10 protein-coding genes and 1 pseudogene are annotated in these 15,762 nt (G+C 58.9%); 7 read left to right on the forward strand and 4 right to left on the reverse strand.

The features are described 5' to 3' along the window. Positions 1–284 precede the first annotated feature (284 nt). Both pulA and gspB read left to right on the forward strand, forming a co-directional pair. On the forward strand, positions 285–3,557 hold the full coding sequence (pulA, locus tag ABLV30_RS02970) for a pullulanase-type alpha-1,6-glucosidase (protein ID WP_348865519.1): 3,273 nt from the start codon (positions 285–287) through the stop codon (positions 3,555–3,557). Positions 3,558–3,628: 71 nt separating this feature from the next. Further along, the gene (gene gspB, locus ABLV30_RS02975) at positions 3,629–4,153 is read left to right on the forward strand and encodes a type II secretion system assembly factor GspB (protein ID WP_116280289.1); all 525 of its coding nucleotides are present in this window, start codon (positions 3,629–3,631) and stop codon (positions 4,151–4,153) included. Between the two features lie 28 nt (positions 4,154–4,181). Here the strand turns inward: gspB and pulS are convergent, their stop codons facing one another. Both pulS and ABLV30_RS02985 read right to left on the reverse strand, forming a co-directional pair. After that, positions 4,182–4,559, reverse strand: coding sequence for a type II secretion system pilot lipoprotein GspS (gene pulS / locus ABLV30_RS02980; RefSeq protein WP_219677607.1), 378 nt, complete (start codon positions 4,557–4,559; stop codon positions 4,182–4,184). Between the two features lie 118 nt (positions 4,560–4,677). Next, positions 4,678–4,812: a hypothetical protein gene (locus ABLV30_RS02985; protein ID WP_254903915.1), complete on the reverse strand. Its 135-nt coding sequence runs from the start codon at positions 4,810–4,812 to the stop codon at positions 4,678–4,680. Positions 4,813–5,131: 319 nt separating this feature from the next. Here ABLV30_RS02985 and mrcB point away from each other — a divergent pair, with 319 nt between their 5' ends. The 5 genes from mrcB to fhuB all read left to right on the forward strand — a co-directional run bounded on the left by mrcB (position 5,132) and on the right by fhuB (position 13,878). After that, positions 5,132–7,687 (forward strand): bifunctional glycosyl transferase/transpeptidase, encoded by a 2,556-nt coding sequence (gene mrcB / locus ABLV30_RS02990; protein WP_025107374.1) that lies wholly within the window; start codon positions 5,132–5,134, stop codon positions 7,685–7,687. 274 nt (positions 7,688–7,961) lie between these two features. Then, positions 7,962–10,166, forward strand: coding sequence for a ferrichrome porin FhuA (fhuA, locus tag ABLV30_RS02995; RefSeq protein ID WP_219677606.1), 2,205 nt, complete (start codon positions 7,962–7,964; stop codon positions 10,164–10,166). A gap of 45 nt (positions 10,167–10,211) precedes the next feature. Continuing rightward, positions 10,212–11,009: a Fe3+-hydroxamate ABC transporter ATP-binding protein FhuC gene (gene fhuC, locus ABLV30_RS03000; RefSeq protein WP_004098728.1), complete on the forward strand. Its 798-nt coding sequence runs from the start codon at positions 10,212–10,214 to the stop codon at positions 11,007–11,009. Next, the gene (fhuD, locus tag ABLV30_RS03005) at positions 11,009–11,899 is read left to right on the forward strand and encodes a Fe(3+)-hydroxamate ABC transporter substrate-binding protein FhuD (protein WP_014227987.1); all 891 of its coding nucleotides are present in this window, start codon (positions 11,009–11,011) and stop codon (positions 11,897–11,899) included. Before fhuC ends, fhuD begins: the two co-directional genes overlap by 1 nt. After that, entirely contained in the window at positions 11,896–13,878 is a 1,983-nt protein-coding gene (fhuB, locus tag ABLV30_RS03010; RefSeq protein WP_038424086.1) for a Fe(3+)-hydroxamate ABC transporter permease FhuB, read from the forward strand. Before fhuD ends, fhuB begins: the two co-directional genes overlap by 4 nt. 177 nt (positions 13,879–14,055) lie before the next feature. On the opposite strand, the pseudogene ABLV30_RS03015 reads toward fhuB, so the two are convergent. Next, a pseudogene (locus ABLV30_RS03015) lies at positions 14,056–14,151 on the reverse strand (Rpn family recombination-promoting nuclease/putative transposase); the annotation flags it as partial. A 271-nt stretch (positions 14,152–14,422) separates the two neighbouring features. Then, a complete protein-coding gene (gene hemL, locus ABLV30_RS03020; protein ID WP_046877771.1) occupies positions 14,423–15,703 on the reverse strand; it encodes a glutamate-1-semialdehyde 2,1-aminomutase in 1,281 nt (426 codons plus the stop codon). Positions 15,704–15,762: the final 59 nt, after the last annotated feature.

Raw genomic sequence — 15,762 nt, forward strand, 5'->3', positions numbered from 1 at the left:
TTTTATTGTGAGCGTGCTTATTGCGGGAATCTGCGTAGGTCGCTGCGAATCATAAAGAGTTTGGCTATTGCGGTCGTCATTCCCTTTTTATTTTTTCTCCTCCGGCCGCCTACGCCCCCACGTAATGAGCGAATGGATGATTGAACCGGAGAGAGCAAGAATATCTAATTATCGGCGCTTTAAAGATATGCTCGTTATTTTTTTATGGTGCTTAAGTGCGCCAGGAATAGTTTCGCGTATATAACACTTCATATAATTTAATCAGCATGTATAGGGACTATCGAATGCTCAGATATACCCGTAATGCCCTGGTTCTGGGATCGCTGGTTTTACTTAGCGGCTGCGATAACGGATCCTCTTCTTCTTCCTCTGGAAATCCCGACACTCCTGGTAATCAGGATGTGGTTGTACGTTTACCTGACGTTGCCGTACCCGGCGAAGCGGCCACGGCGACAGAAAAGCAGGCGGTCATTCACCTGGTGGATATCGCCGGCATCACCAGCAGTAGCGCTGCGGACTACAGCAGTAAAAACCTCTACTTATGGAACAACGAAACCTGCGACGCGCTGAGCGCGCCGGTAGCGGACTGGAATGACGTCAGCACCACGCCGAGCGGCAGCGATAAATATGGCCCGTACTGGGTGATCCCGCTCAACAAAGAGAGCGGCTGTATTAACGTTATCGTTCGCGACGGCACCGATAAGCTGATCGATAGCGACCTGCGGGTGTCGTTTGGCGACTTTACCGATCGTACGGTATCGGTGATCGCCGGCAACAGCGCGGTCTATGACTCCCGCGCCGACGCCTTCCGCGCCGCTTTTGGCGTCGCGCTGGCCGAAGCCCACTGGGTCGATAAAAATACGCTGCTGTGGCCGGGGGGGCAGGATAAGCCCCTCGTGCGCCTCTACTACAGCCACAGCAGTAAAGTGGCGGCCGACGGCGAAGGCAAATTTACCGACCGCTATCTGAAACTGACGCCGACTACCGTCAGCCAGCAGGTCAGCATGCGCTTCCCGCACCTTTCCAGCTATGCGGCCTTTAAGCTGCCGGACAACGCCAACGTTGACGAGCTGCTGCAGGGAGAAACGGTCGCCATTGCCGCCGCAGAGGACGGGATCCTGATTTCCGCCACCCAGGTACAGACGGCGGGCGTGCTGGATGATACCTATGCCGAAGCGGCGGAAGCCCTGAGCTACGGCGCGCAGCTGGCCGACGGCGGCGTCACCTTCCGCGTCTGGGCGCCGACCGCTCAGCAGGTGGATGTGGTGGTCTACAGCGCGGACAAAAAAGTGATTGGCAGCCATCCGATGACCCGCGACAGCGCTTCCGGCGCATGGTCGTGGCAGGGCGGTAGCGATCTGAAAGGCGCGTTCTACCGCTATGCGATGACGGTTTATCACCCGCAGTCGCGCAAGGTTGAACAGTACGAAGTCACCGACCCGTATGCGCATAGCCTGTCGACCAACTCGGAGTACAGCCAGGTGGTCGATCTCAACGACAGCGCCCTGAAGCCTGACGGCTGGGATAGCCTGACGATGCCGCATGCCCAGAAGACAAAAGCGGATTTAGCGAAGATGACGATTCATGAATCGCATATTCGCGATCTCTCCGCCTGGGACCAGACCGTTCCTGCCGAACTGCGCGGTAAATATCTTGCGTTGACCGCCGGCGACAGCAATATGGTGCAGCATCTGAAGAGGCTCTCCGCTTCAGGCGTCACGCACGTTGAACTGCTGCCGGTCTTCGATCTGGCGACGGTGAACGAGTTCAGCGACAAAGTCGCCGATATTCAGCAGCCGTTCAGCCGCCTGTGCGAAGTGAACAGCGCGGTGAAAAGCAGCGAGTTCGCCGGATACTGCGACAGCGGCTCCGCCGTGGAAGAGGTGCTGAATCAGCTTAAGCAGAGCGATAGCCAGGATAATCCGCAGGTGCAGGCGCTGAATACGCTGGTGGCGCAGACCGACTCCTACAACTGGGGCTACGATCCGTTCCACTACACGGTTCCGGAAGGCTCCTACGCGACCGATCCGGAAGGCACGACGCGCATCAAAGAGTTCCGCACCATGATTCAGGCGATCAAGCAGGATCTGGGGATGAACGTCATTATGGACGTGGTATACAACCACACCAACGCCGCGGGCCCGACCGACCGCACGTCGGTGCTGGATAAGATAGTACCATGGTACTATCAGCGTCTGAATGAAATTACCGGCAGCGTTGAATCCGCCACCTGCTGTTCCGACTCTGCGCCGGAGCATCGGATGTTCGCCAAGCTGATCGCCGACTCGCTGGCGGTGTGGACCACGGACTATAAAATCGATGGCTTCCGCTTCGATCTGATGGGCTATCACCCGAAAGCGCAAATTCTGTCGGCGTGGGAGCGCATTAAGGCCCTGAACCCGGATATCTACTTCTTCGGCGAAGGCTGGGACTCTAACCAGAGCGACCGTTTTGAAATCGCCTCGCAGATCAACCTGAAAGGTACCGGCATCGGCACGTTCTCCGATCGCCTGCGCAACTCCGTGCGCGGCGGCGGCCCGTTCGATTCCGGCGATGCTCTGCGTCAGAACCAGGGCGTCGGCAGCGGCGCGGGCGTGTTGCCAAACGAACTCGCCAGCCTGAGCGATGACCAGGTGCGTCATCTGGCCGATCTGACCCGTCTGGGCATGGCCGGTAACCTCGCTGACTTTGTGATGATCGACAAAGACGGCGCGGTGAAGAAAGGCAGCGAAATTGACTATAACGGCGCGCCTGGCGGCTATGCCGCAGACCCGACGGAGGTCGTCAACTATGTTTCGAAGCACGACAACCAGACGCTGTGGGACATGATCAGCTATAAAGCGTCCCAGGAAGCCGACCTGGCGACCCGCGTTCGCATGCAGGCCGTTTCGCTGGCGACGGTGATGCTCGGGCAGGGGATCGCTTTCGACCAGCAGGGTTCTGAACTGCTGCGCTCGAAATCCTTTACCCGCGACTCCTACGACTCCGGCGACTGGTTCAACCGCGTGGATTATTCCCTGCAGGATAACAACTACAACGTTGGGATGCCGCGCATCAGCGATGACGGCAGCAACTATGACGTGATTACTCGCGTCAAAGAGATGGTTGCCACTCCGGGCGAAGCGGAGCTGAAGCAGATGACCGCGTTCTACCAGGAGCTGACCGAGCTGCGTAAATCCTCCCCGCTGTTCACCTTAGGCGACGGCAGCGCGGTGATGAAGCGCGTTGATTTCCGTAATACCGGTTCAGACCAGCAGGCCGGTCTGCTGGTTATGACCGTGGATGACGGAGTGAAAGCGGGCGCCAGCCTGGATAGCCGTCTTGACGGCCTGGTGGTGGCGATTAACGCCGCGCCGGAAAGCCGTACGCTAAATGAGTTTGCCGGTGAAACGCTGCAGCTAAGCGCGATCCAGCAGGCGGCGGGTGAAAATTCGCTGGCAAACGGCGTGCAGATTGCCGCTGATGGCACGGTCACGCTGCCGGCATGGTCGGTGGCGGTGCTGGAAATGCCGCAGGGCGATGCCCAGGGCGCCGGGCTGCCGGTCAGCAGCAAGTAAGACCTGAACCTCCCGGCCCGCGGCGTCATAACCACGGGCCGGGATGGCGTGTCTTGATTAAGGAGAAGCCCGTGCTTGTTCGTCAGCAAGAGCCGTACCCGCAGTCCGCGCCCCCGACGGTAGTTGGAAAAATGGTGCAGATCCCCTATGTGACCGTACCGCTGTACGCCGCGCTGCTGATTGCGCTCGGCTGGTTCGGCGGCGAGCAGTGGCGGAATAAGCCCGAGCCGCAGCCGATGAGCCAGCCAGTAGCGCATGCGGCGTTAGTGCCGCTGAATCAACCGGCGGTCAAAACTGCCGTGACGGCGGTTAAAGCCGAGCCAGAAATGAAGGCTGAACCAGAAATAGCGATCGATGAAGATACTCTGCCGCCTCTGCGCTATAGCGCGCACGTCTACGCCTCGCTGGCGGAGAAACGCAGCATTGTATTAAACGGACAGTCCTGGAAGGAGGGCGACTCGCCGCTGCCGAACCTGGTTATTGAGCAGATTCAGCAGGATCTCACCGTATTTAGCTTCAACGGTAAAACATTTACCCTCGCGGCGCTGGATGACTGGCCGGGCGGGGCGGTTGAGGAGAGTCCGCAGGCTGAATAAAATAGTGCGAGCGGAATAAAAATAAGCGCTATTTATTGCCGCGCAGGCTATCAATAAATGGCGCCAGCTGGCGATTAAACTGGCTGCATTTTGTGGCTTCCGGGGTACTGTCCTGCTGGAGCTGTTGATATAGCTGCGCGCTGCGCTGGCTTAGCAGATTATAGTCAATATTTGCCCATCCGCGTTTTTTACCCACGTTTATTGCCGCACGATTAATCGCTTCATCGGCGGGCAGATCGCTGCGGTTGCATTTATTCTTCAGATAGCGCGCCCCGGCGGCGACGGAGGCAAGCTGCTCAAGCTGGGCCTGGCCGCTCACGGCAGGACTGAGGGTTGTCGAACGATTTTGCTGACAGCCTGAGAGCAGGGCGACCGCCATAAGCGGGAATAGAATAAAGTTGCGCATAATATATTAATCGGAAAAATTAATTGGCTGACAGTTTAACAAATATTTGTCCGCAGTCATCAGAAAATCTGCCAAATTATCAATGTTAAGCGGCTCGCTTTTTTATCATTGTCGTCTTTTAAATTTCTTTTTCTTTCACCTGCATGATTTTTCTTTTACGGCGGAAATATTCTTTCCCGCCGGCGCCGTTCCGGTTTCTTTGGGCGGCCTGCGGATCGATACGGGCGCACATTTTTATGTTGTTAAAAAACATAATAATTTCCCTTTCGTTATTCGATGAGGATGTAAAATGCTGGTTAAGAATGTCGCGGTTTAGTGCTATCCTGTATCGCCTGGACAATTCGTTCCGTGTCCCGAACTATTCTGATGATGAAACGTGTAACAAGATGATTTGTATGGTGAATTTTTAAAGTGAAAATCATACGAGCGACATGATAACGCGTCGCGCAGTACATAAATGGTCGCCTGAAGGCCAAAATATTCGGGCGTCAATTTGAGAGATTTCTTCTTTCCCCCATTCGGGGAAACATTGAGAATCAGGCCTTTACGCCTGTAAGTTGCGGAGAAAAAGCATGGCGGGAGATGACCGCGAGCCGATCGGACGTAAGGGGAGACCCTCGCGCCCGGCAAAACAAAAGGTAACTCGCCGTCGGGTCCGGGAAGAGGACTACGACGACGATTACGATGATGATGACTATGAGGATGAAAAACCGATGCCGCGGAAAGGAAAAGGCAAAGGCGGTAAACCCCCTCGTCGTAAACGCGCCTGGCTATGGCTGCTGATTAAGATTGGGGTCGTCTGCGCGGTGTTGATTGCCGCCTATGGCGTCTACCTCGATCAGAAAATCCGCAGCCGCATCGACGGTAAAGTCTGGGATCTGCCCGCGGCGGTTTATGGCCGGATGGTCAACCTTGAGCCGGATATGCAGATCAGCAAAAACGAAATGGTGCGCCTGCTCAACGCCACGCAGTATCGCCAGGTGAGCGCGATGACGCGCCCGGGCGAATACACGGTACAGGCCAACAGTATCGAGATGATCCGCCGTCCGTTCGATTTCCCGGACAGTAAAGAAGGGCAGGTGCGCGCGCGTCTGACCTTTAATGGCGATCGTCTGGACACTATCGAGAATATGGATAACAACCGCCAGTTCGGTTTCTTCCGTCTCGATCCGCGCCTGATCACTATGCTGCAATCGGCCAACGGCGAACAGCGTCTGTTTGTTAAGCGCAACGGCTTCCCGGATCTGCTGGTCGATACCCTGCTGGCGACGGAAGATCGTCATTTCTACGAACACGACGGCATCAGCCTCTACTCGATTGGCCGTGCGGTGCTGGCGAACCTGACCGCCGGGCGTACGGTGCAGGGGGCGAGTACGCTGACCCAGCAGCTGGTGAAGAACCTGTTCCTCTCCAGCGAACGTTCGTACTGGCGCAAGATTAATGAAGCCTATATGGCGCTGATCGTCGATGCCCGCTACAGCAAGGATCGTATCCTTGAGCTGTATATGAACGAGGTGTACCTCGGTCAGAGTGGCGATAACGAGATCCGCGGCTTCCCGCTGGCGAGCCTCTATTACTTTGGTCGTCCGGTGGAAGAGCTGAGCCTCGATCAGCAGGCGCTGCTGGTGGGGATGGTAAAAGGCGCGTCGGTCTACAACCCGTGGCGTAACCCGAAGCTGGCGCTGGAGCGACGCAACCTCGTGCTGCGTCTGCTGCAGCAGCAGCAGGTTATCGATCAGGAACTGTATGACATGCTGAGTGCGCGTCCGCTGGGCGTACAGCCGCGCGGCGGGGTGATCTCTCCGCAGCCGGCGTTTATGCAGATGGTACGCCAGGAGCTGCAGGCGAAGCTGGGCGACAAAGTGAAAGATCTCTCCGGCGTGAAGATCTTTACCACCTTCGACTCGGTCGCGCAGGACGCGGCGGAAAAAGCGGCGACGGAAGGTATTCCGGCGCTGAAGAAACAGCGTAAGCTGCCGGATCTGGAAACCGCGATGGTGGTGGTCGACCGCTTCACCGGCGAGGTGCGGGCGATGGTCGGCGGCGCGGAGCCGCAGTTTGCCGGCTATAACCGCGCGATGCAGGCGCGCCGTTCAATTGGTTCACTGGCAAAACCGGCGACCTATCTGACCGCGCTAAGCCAGCCGAACCAATATCGTCTCAATACCTGGATTGCCGATGCGCCTATCTCGATTCGCCTGTCTAACGGCCAGACGTGGTCGCCGCAGAACGACGATCGTCGCTACAGCGATAGCGGTAAAGTGATGCTGGTTGACGCGCTGACGCGTTCAATGAACGTGCCGACGGTGAACCTTGGGATGGCGCTGGGTCTGCCGGCGGTGGTCGATACCTGGACTAAGCTGGGCGCGCCGAAGAATCAGCTGAACGCCGTGCCGTCTATGCTGCTGGGGGCGCTGAACCTGACGCCGATTGAAGTGGCGCAGGCGTTCCAGACCATTGCCAGCGGGGGTAACCGCGCACCGCTGTCCGCGCTGCGTTCCGTTATCGCTGAAGATGGTACCGTGCTCTATCAGAGCTATCCGCAGGCGGAACGCGCGGTGCCGGCGCAGGCGGCGTATATGACGCTATGGACCATGCAGCAGGTGGTGCAGCGCGGTACCGGTCGCCAACTGGGCGCGAAGTATCCGGGCCTGCATCTGGCGGGTAAAACCGGGACCACCAACAACAACGTTGATACCTGGTTTGCCGGTATTGACGGCGGTCAGGTGACCATTACCTGGGTGGGTCGCGATAATAACCAGCCGACCAAGCTGTACGGCGCCAGCGGCGCGATGTCAATTTATCAGCGCTACCTGGCTAACCAGACGCCGACGCCGCTGGTGCTGACTCCGCCTGAAGACGTGGTGGATATGGGCGTCGATGGCAGCGGTAACTTTGTCTGCAGCGGCGGCATGCGCTCGCTGCCGGTATGGACGACCACGCCGGACGCGCTGTGCCGCCAGGGCGAACAGATCCAACAGCAGCAGCTTGAGCAGCAGCAGGCGAATAACCCGTTCAATCAGTCCGGGCAGCAGCCGCAGCAGCAAAATCAGCAGCAGCAACCGCCGAAGCAGGAGAAGAGCGATGGCGTAGCGGGCTGGATTAAGGATATGTTCGGCAGCAATTAACCCGCCGTTGCATCCTGTAAACCGGCGCTTTGTCGGTGGAATGGAGGCGGAAATATAGGCCCTCTACTACCCCGGTAGTAGGGGGCCTTTTTATCTCTGTCATTTAATTAACAGCCGTTTAACCCCACACTTACCGTCTGGTTATTTATTCATCCTTTGATCGCTCACAGGGGGCATATTTCTTGCCTTGCCGCGCGCGTTTCGCCTATTATGTCACCCGTTATAATAATAATTCTCGTTTACGTTATCATTCACTTCTATTAGAGATATACCCATGGCGCGTCTTAAAACTGCTCAGCCAAATCACTCGCTGCGTAAAATCGCAGTTGTAGTAGCCACGGCGGTTAGCGGCATGTCTGTTTATGCACAGGCGGCAGTTGAACCGAAAGAAGAAACCATTACCGTCACCGCCGCTCCGGCCCCGCAGGAGAGCGCCTGGGGACCGGCAGCGACCATCGCGGCGAAACATTCGGCTACCGCAACAAAAACCGATACCCCCATCGAAAAAACGCCGCAGTCTATTTCCGTGGTGACCCGTCAGGAAATGGAGATGAAGCAGCCGACGACGGTGAAAGAAGCGCTGGCCTATACGCCGGGCGTATTCTCGACTCGCGGCAGCTCAACCACCTATGATGTGGTGACGATTCGTGGTTTCACCACGTCGACAACGGTGAATACCAACCAGTATCTGGATGGGATGAAGCTGCAGGGTAATAACTATTCCGAAGTATCGATGGACCCTTATTTCCTCGAACGTGTTGAGGTGATGCGCGGGCCAACGTCGGTGCTGTACGGCAACAGCAACCCTGGCGGTATCGTCAGCATGGTCAGCAAGCGTCCGACCACTGAGCCGCTGAAAGAAATCCAGTTTAAAATGGGCACCGATAATCTGTGGCAGACGGGATTTGATTTCAGCGACGCCATTGATGATGACGGCGTGTGGTCATATCGTCTGACCGGTTTGGGCCGCAGCCAGGACGCCCAGCAGCAAATGGCGAAGTCTACCCGTTACGCGGTCGCCCCCTCCTTTAGCTGGCGTCCGGATGACAAAACGGACTTCACTTTCCTGAGTAATTTCCAGAGCGATCCGTATGCCGGATATTACGGCTGGCTGCCGCGTGAAGGGACGGTGGTGCCGTATTACGACGCCAACGGTAAGGCGCATAAGCTGCCGACGGACTTTAACGAAGGCGAGGCGGATAATAAGATGTCCCGCCGTCAGCAGATGGTGGGCTACAGCTTCTCGCATCAGTTTGATGATACTTTCACCGTACGTCAGAACCTGCGTTATGCCAACGTCCATACCCTCTATCGTTCGGTCTACGGCAACGGATATACGCCGACAGGCAAAATCAACCGTGCGTATGTTCGCTCCGATGAGAACCTTAATACGTTTACCGTTGATACTCAGCTGCAGTCTGATTTCGCTACCGGCGCGGTAGGGCACACTCTGTTAACCGGCGTGGATTATTCGCGCATGCGCAATGATGTGACCGCCGATTACGGGACGGCTTCCGCGCTTGACATGCAGAATCCGCAGTACGGCAATGCAAACGTTAGCGTTAACTTCCCCTATTCAGTGCTGAACCGTATGGAGCAGACCGGTCTCTATGCTCAGGATCAGATGGCGTGGGATAAGTGGGTGATGACGCTGGGGGGCCGCTACGACTATGCGATGGCTTCAACCCTGACGCGCCCTGCGAATACCCTCGCCAAAAATCACGATCAGCAGTTCACCTGGCGCGGCGGTGTTAACTATCTGTTTGATAATGGTATCTCGCCATACTTCAGCTACAGCCAGTCTTTTGAGCCGGTTTCCGGATCGTCGCGGGATGGTAAACCCTTCGATGCTTCCCACGGCGAACAGTATGAAGCCGGGGTGAAGTACGTACCGAAGGATATGCCGGTCGTGCTGACCGCCGCGGTATATCAGCTGACCAAAGATAAAAACCTGACGGCGGATCCGAACAACGCCTCGTTCAGCATCCAGACGGGCGAAATCCGCTCTCGCGGGATTGAGCTGGAGGCGAAGGCGGCGGTTAACGCCAACGTCAACGTGACGGCTTCCTATACCTATACCGACGCCCAATACCAGCATGACACCACCTTTAACGGCAAGCGTCCGGCGGAAGTGCCGCGCAACATGGCGTCGCTGTGGGCCGACTACACCTTCCACGAAACCGCTCTGAGCGGCCTGACGGTGGGTGCCGGGGCGCGCTATGTCGGTTCAACGGTAAGCTATTACAAAAACGATACTTCGACGGGGAAAAAAGATGACGCCTTCAACGTCGCGGGCTACGCGTTAATGGATGCCACCGTGAAATATGATTTAGCGCGCTTTGGTCTGCCGGGTTCGTCGATCGGGGTCAACGTCAACAACCTGTTCGATCGCGAATACGTTTCCAGCTGCTATAGCGAGTACGCATGCTACTGGGGCGCTGAGCGCCAGGTTGTGGCGACCGCGACTTTCCGTTTCTAACCACTTAACGGGCGCGGTTCGCCGCGCCTCTGACCAGGTTCCGTTATGCAGGAAATCACTCCGCACTCCGATACGACGTTTTCACTGGACCGCGTGACCTTCCGCGTGCCCGGCAGAACGCTGCTGCATCCTCTGTCGTTAACCTTCCCGGCGGGAAAAGTCACGGGCCTGATTGGCCATAACGGCTCCGGCAAATCGACGCTGCTGAAAATGCTTGGCCGCCATCAGGCGCCCTCGGACGGGGAGGTTTTGCTCGACGGTCAGCCGCTCGACAGCTGGGGCAGTAAAGCCTTTGCCCGCAAAGTGGCTTATCTGCCGCAGCAGCTGCCACCGGCGGAAGGCATGACGGTGCGTGAGCTGGTGGCGATCGGCCGCTACCCGTGGCACGGAGCGCTGGGGCGTTTTGGCGCGGCGGATCGGGAGAAAGTGGAAGAGGCGATTGCGCTGGTCGGGCTAAAACCGCTGGCCCACCGGCTGGTGGACAGCCTCTCCGGCGGTGAACGCCAGCGCGCTTGGATTGCCATGCTGGTGGCTCAGGATAGCCGCTGCCTGCTGCTCGATGAACCGACCTCGGCGCTGGATATCGCCCACCAGGTGGATGTGCTGGCGCTGGTCCATCGCCTCAGCCAGCAGCGCGGGCTGACGGTGATCGCCGTACTGCATGATATCAATATGGCGGCGCGCTACTGCGACTATCTGGTTGCGCTGCGCGGCGGTGAGATGATCGCTCAGGGAACGCCCGCGGAGCTGATGCGCAGCGAAACCCTGGAACAAATTTACGGCATCCCGATGGGGATCCTGCCGCATCCGGCTGGCGCAGCGCCGGTAAGTTTTGTCTATTGATGGAAAACCTCACATTTATCACGCGGCGGCGCCTGCTGACCGCAATGGCGCTGTCTCCGCTGCTGTGGCAGATGCGCGGCGCGCGGGCGGCGGAAGTGGATCCGCAGCGTATTGTCGCGCTCGAATGGCTGCCGGTAGAGCTGCTGCTGGCGCTGGGCGTTACGCCCTACGGCGTTGCCGATATCCCTAACTACCGGCTGTGGGTCAATGAACCGGCGCTGCCTGATTCGGTGATTGACGTCGGGCTGCGTACCGAGCCCAATCTGGAGCTGCTGACGCAGATGAAGCCGTCGTTTCTGGTCTGGTCGGCGGGATACGGCCCGTCGGCGGAAAAGCTGGCGCGTATTGCGCCCGGACGAGGATTCACCTTCAGCGACGGCAAGCGCCCGCTGATGATGGCTCAGCAGTCGCTTGGCGAAATGGCTGATCTGATCGGCAGGCAGCGGGAAGCGAAGCGCCATCTGGCGGAATTTGACGCGCTGATGGAGAGCCTGCGACCGCGCTTTGCCCGCCGCGGCGATCGTCCGCTGCTGATGATTACTCTGCTTGATAGCCGTCACGTGCTGGTTTTTGCGCAAAACTGCCTGTTCCAGGAGGTGCTCGACCGCTTTGCCATCAAAAATGCCTGGCAGGGCGAAACCACCTTCTGGGGCAGCGTCACCGTCGGTATTGACCGGCTGGCGGCCTACAGAGACGCCGACGTTATCTGCTTCGACCACGGCAATGCGCGGGAGATGGCGCAGCTTATGGCGACGCCGCTGTGGCGAGCGATGCCGTTTGTTCGCGCAGGGCGTTTTCAGCGCGTCCCGGCGGTGTGGTTCTATGGCGCGACGCTATCGGCGATGCATTTTGCCCGCGTGCTGGCCGACGCTCAGGGAGGCCCGGCGTGAGATCGCGAATTTCGCCTTTGGCGACATCACTTCTGTTGACGCTCCTTCTCGTCGCTGCCGCGCTGACGCTGTTCAACCTCAACGTGGCGCTGCCGCGAAGCGAATGGGGGCAGGCGCTTTGGCAGCCGAATATCGATAATATCGCTCAGATGCTGTTCCACTACAGCCTGCTGCCGAGGCTGGCGATATCGCTGCTGGTCGGCGCCGGGCTGGGGCTGGTGGGCGTGCTGTTCCAGCAGGTACTACGTAACCCGCTGGCGGAGCCGACGACGCTCGGCGTGGCGACCGGGGCGCAGTTGGGCATGACGGTCACCACGCTGTGGGCGATCCCTGGCGTGCTGGCATCGCAGTTCGCCGCGCTGGCCGGGGCGTGCATTGTCGGCGCGCTGGTGTTTGGCGTGTCGTGGGGCAAACGCCTCTCGCCGGTGACGTTGATTCTGGCAGGGCTGGTGGTGAGCCTGTACTGCGGCGCGCTTAATCAACTAATGGCTATTTTCCATCACGATCGGCTGCAAAGTATGTTCCTGTGGAGTACAGGTACCCTGACGCAGACCGACTGGAGCGTGGTGCAGCGGCTGTGGCCGCAGCTGCTGGGCGGAGCGATTTTAACGCTACTGCTGCTGCGTCCGCTGACCCTGATGGGGCTGGACGACGGCGTGGCGCGCAACCTCGGACTGGCGCTCTCGCTGGCGCGGCTGGGGGCGTTGACCCTGGCGATTATCATTAGCGCCCTGTTGGTGAATGCGGTGGGGATTATTGGCTTTATCGGCCTGTTCGCGCCGCTGTTGGCGAAGATGCTGGGCGCGCGTCGCCTCCTCTCGCGCCTGCTGCTGGCGGCCCTGATTGGCGCGCTGCTGCTGTGGCTCTCCGATCAGGTTATCCTCTGGCTGGCCCGGGTGTGGATGGAGATCTCCACCGGTTCGGTGACCGCGCTGATTGGCGCGCCGCTGCTGCTATGGCTGCTGCCGCGCCTGCGCAGCATTAGCGCGCCGGTGATGAACGGTGGCGATAGCGTGCTGGCTGAACGGCAACATGTGCTGTGGTTCGCGCTGGGCGGGCTGGCGATTCTGCTGCTGGCCATCGTCGCGGCGCTGGCTTTCGGCCGCGACGCGCAGGGCTGGCACTGGGCCAGCGGTACGCTACTGGATGAGCTAATGCCCTGGCGCTGGCCGCGCATTCTGGCGGCGCTGTTCGCTGGCGTGATGCTGGCGGTGGCGGGCTGCATTATCCAGCGCTTAACCGGTAATCCGATGGCCAGTCCGGAAGTGCTCGGGATCAGCTCGGGCGCGGCGTTTGGCGTGGTGGTGATGCTGTTCTTCGTGCCGGGAAATGCCTTTGGCTGGCTGCTGCCCGCCGGTAGCCTCGGCGCGGCGGCGACGCTGCTGGTCATTCTGATTGCCGCCGGACGCGGCGGGTTCTCGCCGCATCGCATGCTGCTGGCGGGGATGGCGCTGAGCACGGCGTTTACCATGCTGCTGATGATGCTGCAGGCCAGCGGCGATCCGCGAATGGCGCAGATCCTGACGTGGATTTCCGGCTCAACCTACAGCGCCACGCCGGAGCTCGTGATGCGCAGCGGCGCGGTGATGCTTATTCTGCTGGCGCTGACGCCGCTTTGCCGACGCTGGTTGACGATTCTGCCGCTGGGCGGCGAGGCGGCGAGGGCGGTCGGGATGGCGCTGACGCCGTCACGTATCGGGCTGCTGCTGCTGGCGGCATGTCTGACCGCGGCCGCAACCCTAACGATTGGCCCGCTCAGCTTCGTGGGGTTAATGGCGCCGCATATTGCGCGTATGATGGGATTCCGGCGTACGATGCCGCATATGGCGATCTCCGGCCTGATTGGCGGAGTGCTGCTGGTGTTTGCCGACTGGTGCGGCCGGATGCTGATGTTCCCGTACCAAATCCCGGCAGGATTGCTGTCGACGTTTATCGGCGCGCCGTACTTTATCTATCTGTTGAGAAAGCAGAGCCGGTAGCGTTTCACCATCGCGATGCCCGGCGGGCGTCGCGATGTTATCCCCTTTTTTGCCCGGATTCAGTTGGGACTAACTGCGGAATTCTGCAACTGCTCTAATTCGTTTTCCGTCACGACCGCGCTGCCCCATATAGCTAAATAACACTTTTAGCTGCTCGGCGGTAGTGTATCCCGCGTTAAGCAGAATCCCCAATTGCTCGAGCAGCAACATGAGATCCCGCTGGCGAATATGCTTTTGCAGGAGCTCCAGGATCGCAATACGCCGGTGCTGCATATCGATATGGGCCAGTAGCTGTTTAAAAATGGCGTCATGCGGTGTAGGGGACGATTGTGTTGTCATTCTGAGCAATCCTTGCGGCTGAGTTTCCGCTGAGAATCTGCTTTTGCCTGCCCATTGTCTGCCGACGATTTTGGGTTCTACGAGGCGGGATGATGACAATCTTTCGAGGCGATCGCGTTTGCATCTTGTTATGCGTGGGCCGACGCAAAATGATGCTTTTAAACAAGATGCGTATTGCCGGGGCAGGGGGGCCCCGGCGTTGAGGTTACAGCTTCGCGAAGGCGTTACGCGCGGCGGCGACGGTGTTGTCGATATCTTCTTCGCTATGGGCGATGGACATAAAGCCCGCTTCAAACGCCGACGGCGCCAGGTAGACGCCCTCTTCCAGCATCAGGTGGAAGAAGCGTTTAAACCGCTCGACATCGCATTTGACCACGTCCTGGTAGCAGGTCACGGTTGGCGCATCGGTAAAGAAAATGCCGAACATGCCGCCGACGTTATTCACCACCAGCGGAATACCGGCATCGCGCGCGGCGTCCAGCAGGCCCTGGGCCAGCTGGTTAGTGAGCTCGGTTAGCGTCTCGTGCACGCCGGGCTGCGCCACTTCGCTCAGGCAAGCGAAACCTGCCGCCATCGCGATGGGGTTGCCGGAGAGGGTGCCTGCCTGGTAAACCGGGCCGGTCGGCGCCAGGGCATCCATCACCTCACGACGACCGCCGAATGCGCCAACCGGCATACCGCCGCCGATGATTTTGCCAAGGCAGGTCAGATCCGGCACAACGCCGTAGTAATCCTGCGCGCCGGCCAGTGCCACGCGGAAGCCGGTCATGACTTCATCAATAATCAGCAGCGCGCCGAACTCGTCGCACAGCGCGCGCAGGCCCGGCAGAAATTCCGGCTGCGGCGGGATGCAGTTCATATTACCGGCTACCGGCTCAACGATGATGCAGGCGATATCCTGCGGATACTGTTCGAACGCGGCGCGAACCGAGGACAGATCGTTATAGGTGCAGGTCAGGGTGTGTTTGGCGAAATCCGCCGGCACGCCCGGCGAGTTCGGCTGGCCGAGCGTCAGCGCGCCTGAGCCGGCTTTTACCAGCAGGCAGTCGGCGTGGCCGTGGTAGCAGCCTTCGAACTTGATAATTTTGTCGCGGCCGGTAAAGCCGCGGGCCAGGCGAATGGCGCTCATGGTGGCTTCGGTACCGGAGTTCACCATGCGGACCATATCCATGGTCGGGACCAGCTCGGTGACCAGCGCCGCCATTTTAACTTCCATCTCCGTCGGCGCGCCAAAGCTCAGGCCGCGTTCGGCGGCTTCAATGACCGCGTTGCGGATGGCCGGATGGTTATGACCCAGCACCATTGGGCCCCAGGAGCCGACATAATCGATATACGCTTTACCATCAACGTCGTAAAGGTAAGCGCCGTCGGCGCGCTCGATAAACAGCGGCGTACCGCCGACGCCGGTGAACGCACGTACCGGAGAGTTCACGCCGCCGGGAATAAGTTCACGCGCAGCGTTATACAGATTTTCAGATTTGCTCATTGCCAGGGTCCTGGTTCGTGAAAAATGTTTTGTCGACTATTCTAAGTTATTCCAGGAAG

It is taken from the genome of Klebsiella sp. CN_Kp113 (assembly GCF_040064585.1).
GTDB lineage: Bacteria > Pseudomonadota > Gammaproteobacteria > Enterobacterales > Enterobacteriaceae > Klebsiella > Klebsiella michiganensis.

Bases quoted from the DNA above. Each gene is read 5' to 3' on its own strand.
- pulA (WP_348865519.1), top strand. From the start codon at position 285: ATGCTCAGATATACCCGTAATGCCCTGGTTCTGGGATCGCTGGTTTTA.
- pulS (WP_219677607.1), bottom strand. From the start codon at position 4,559: ATGCGCAACTTTATTCTATTCCCGCTTATGGCGGTCGCCCTGCTCTCA.
- ABLV30_RS02985 (WP_254903915.1), bottom strand. From the start codon at position 4,812: ATGTTTTTTAACAACATAAAAATGTGCGCCCGTATCGATCCGCAGGCC.
- mrcB (WP_025107374.1), top strand. From the start codon at position 5,132: ATGGCGGGAGATGACCGCGAGCCGATCGGACGTAAGGGGAGACCCTCG.
- fhuA (WP_219677606.1), top strand. From the start codon at position 7,962: ATGGCGCGTCTTAAAACTGCTCAGCCAAATCACTCGCTGCGTAAAATC.
- fhuC (WP_004098728.1), top strand. From the start codon at position 10,212: ATGCAGGAAATCACTCCGCACTCCGATACGACGTTTTCACTGGACCGC.
- fhuD (WP_014227987.1), top strand. From the start codon at position 11,009: ATGGAAAACCTCACATTTATCACGCGGCGGCGCCTGCTGACCGCAATG.
- hemL (WP_046877771.1), bottom strand. From the start codon at position 15,703: ATGAGCAAATCTGAAAATCTGTATAACGCTGCGCGTGAACTTATTCCC.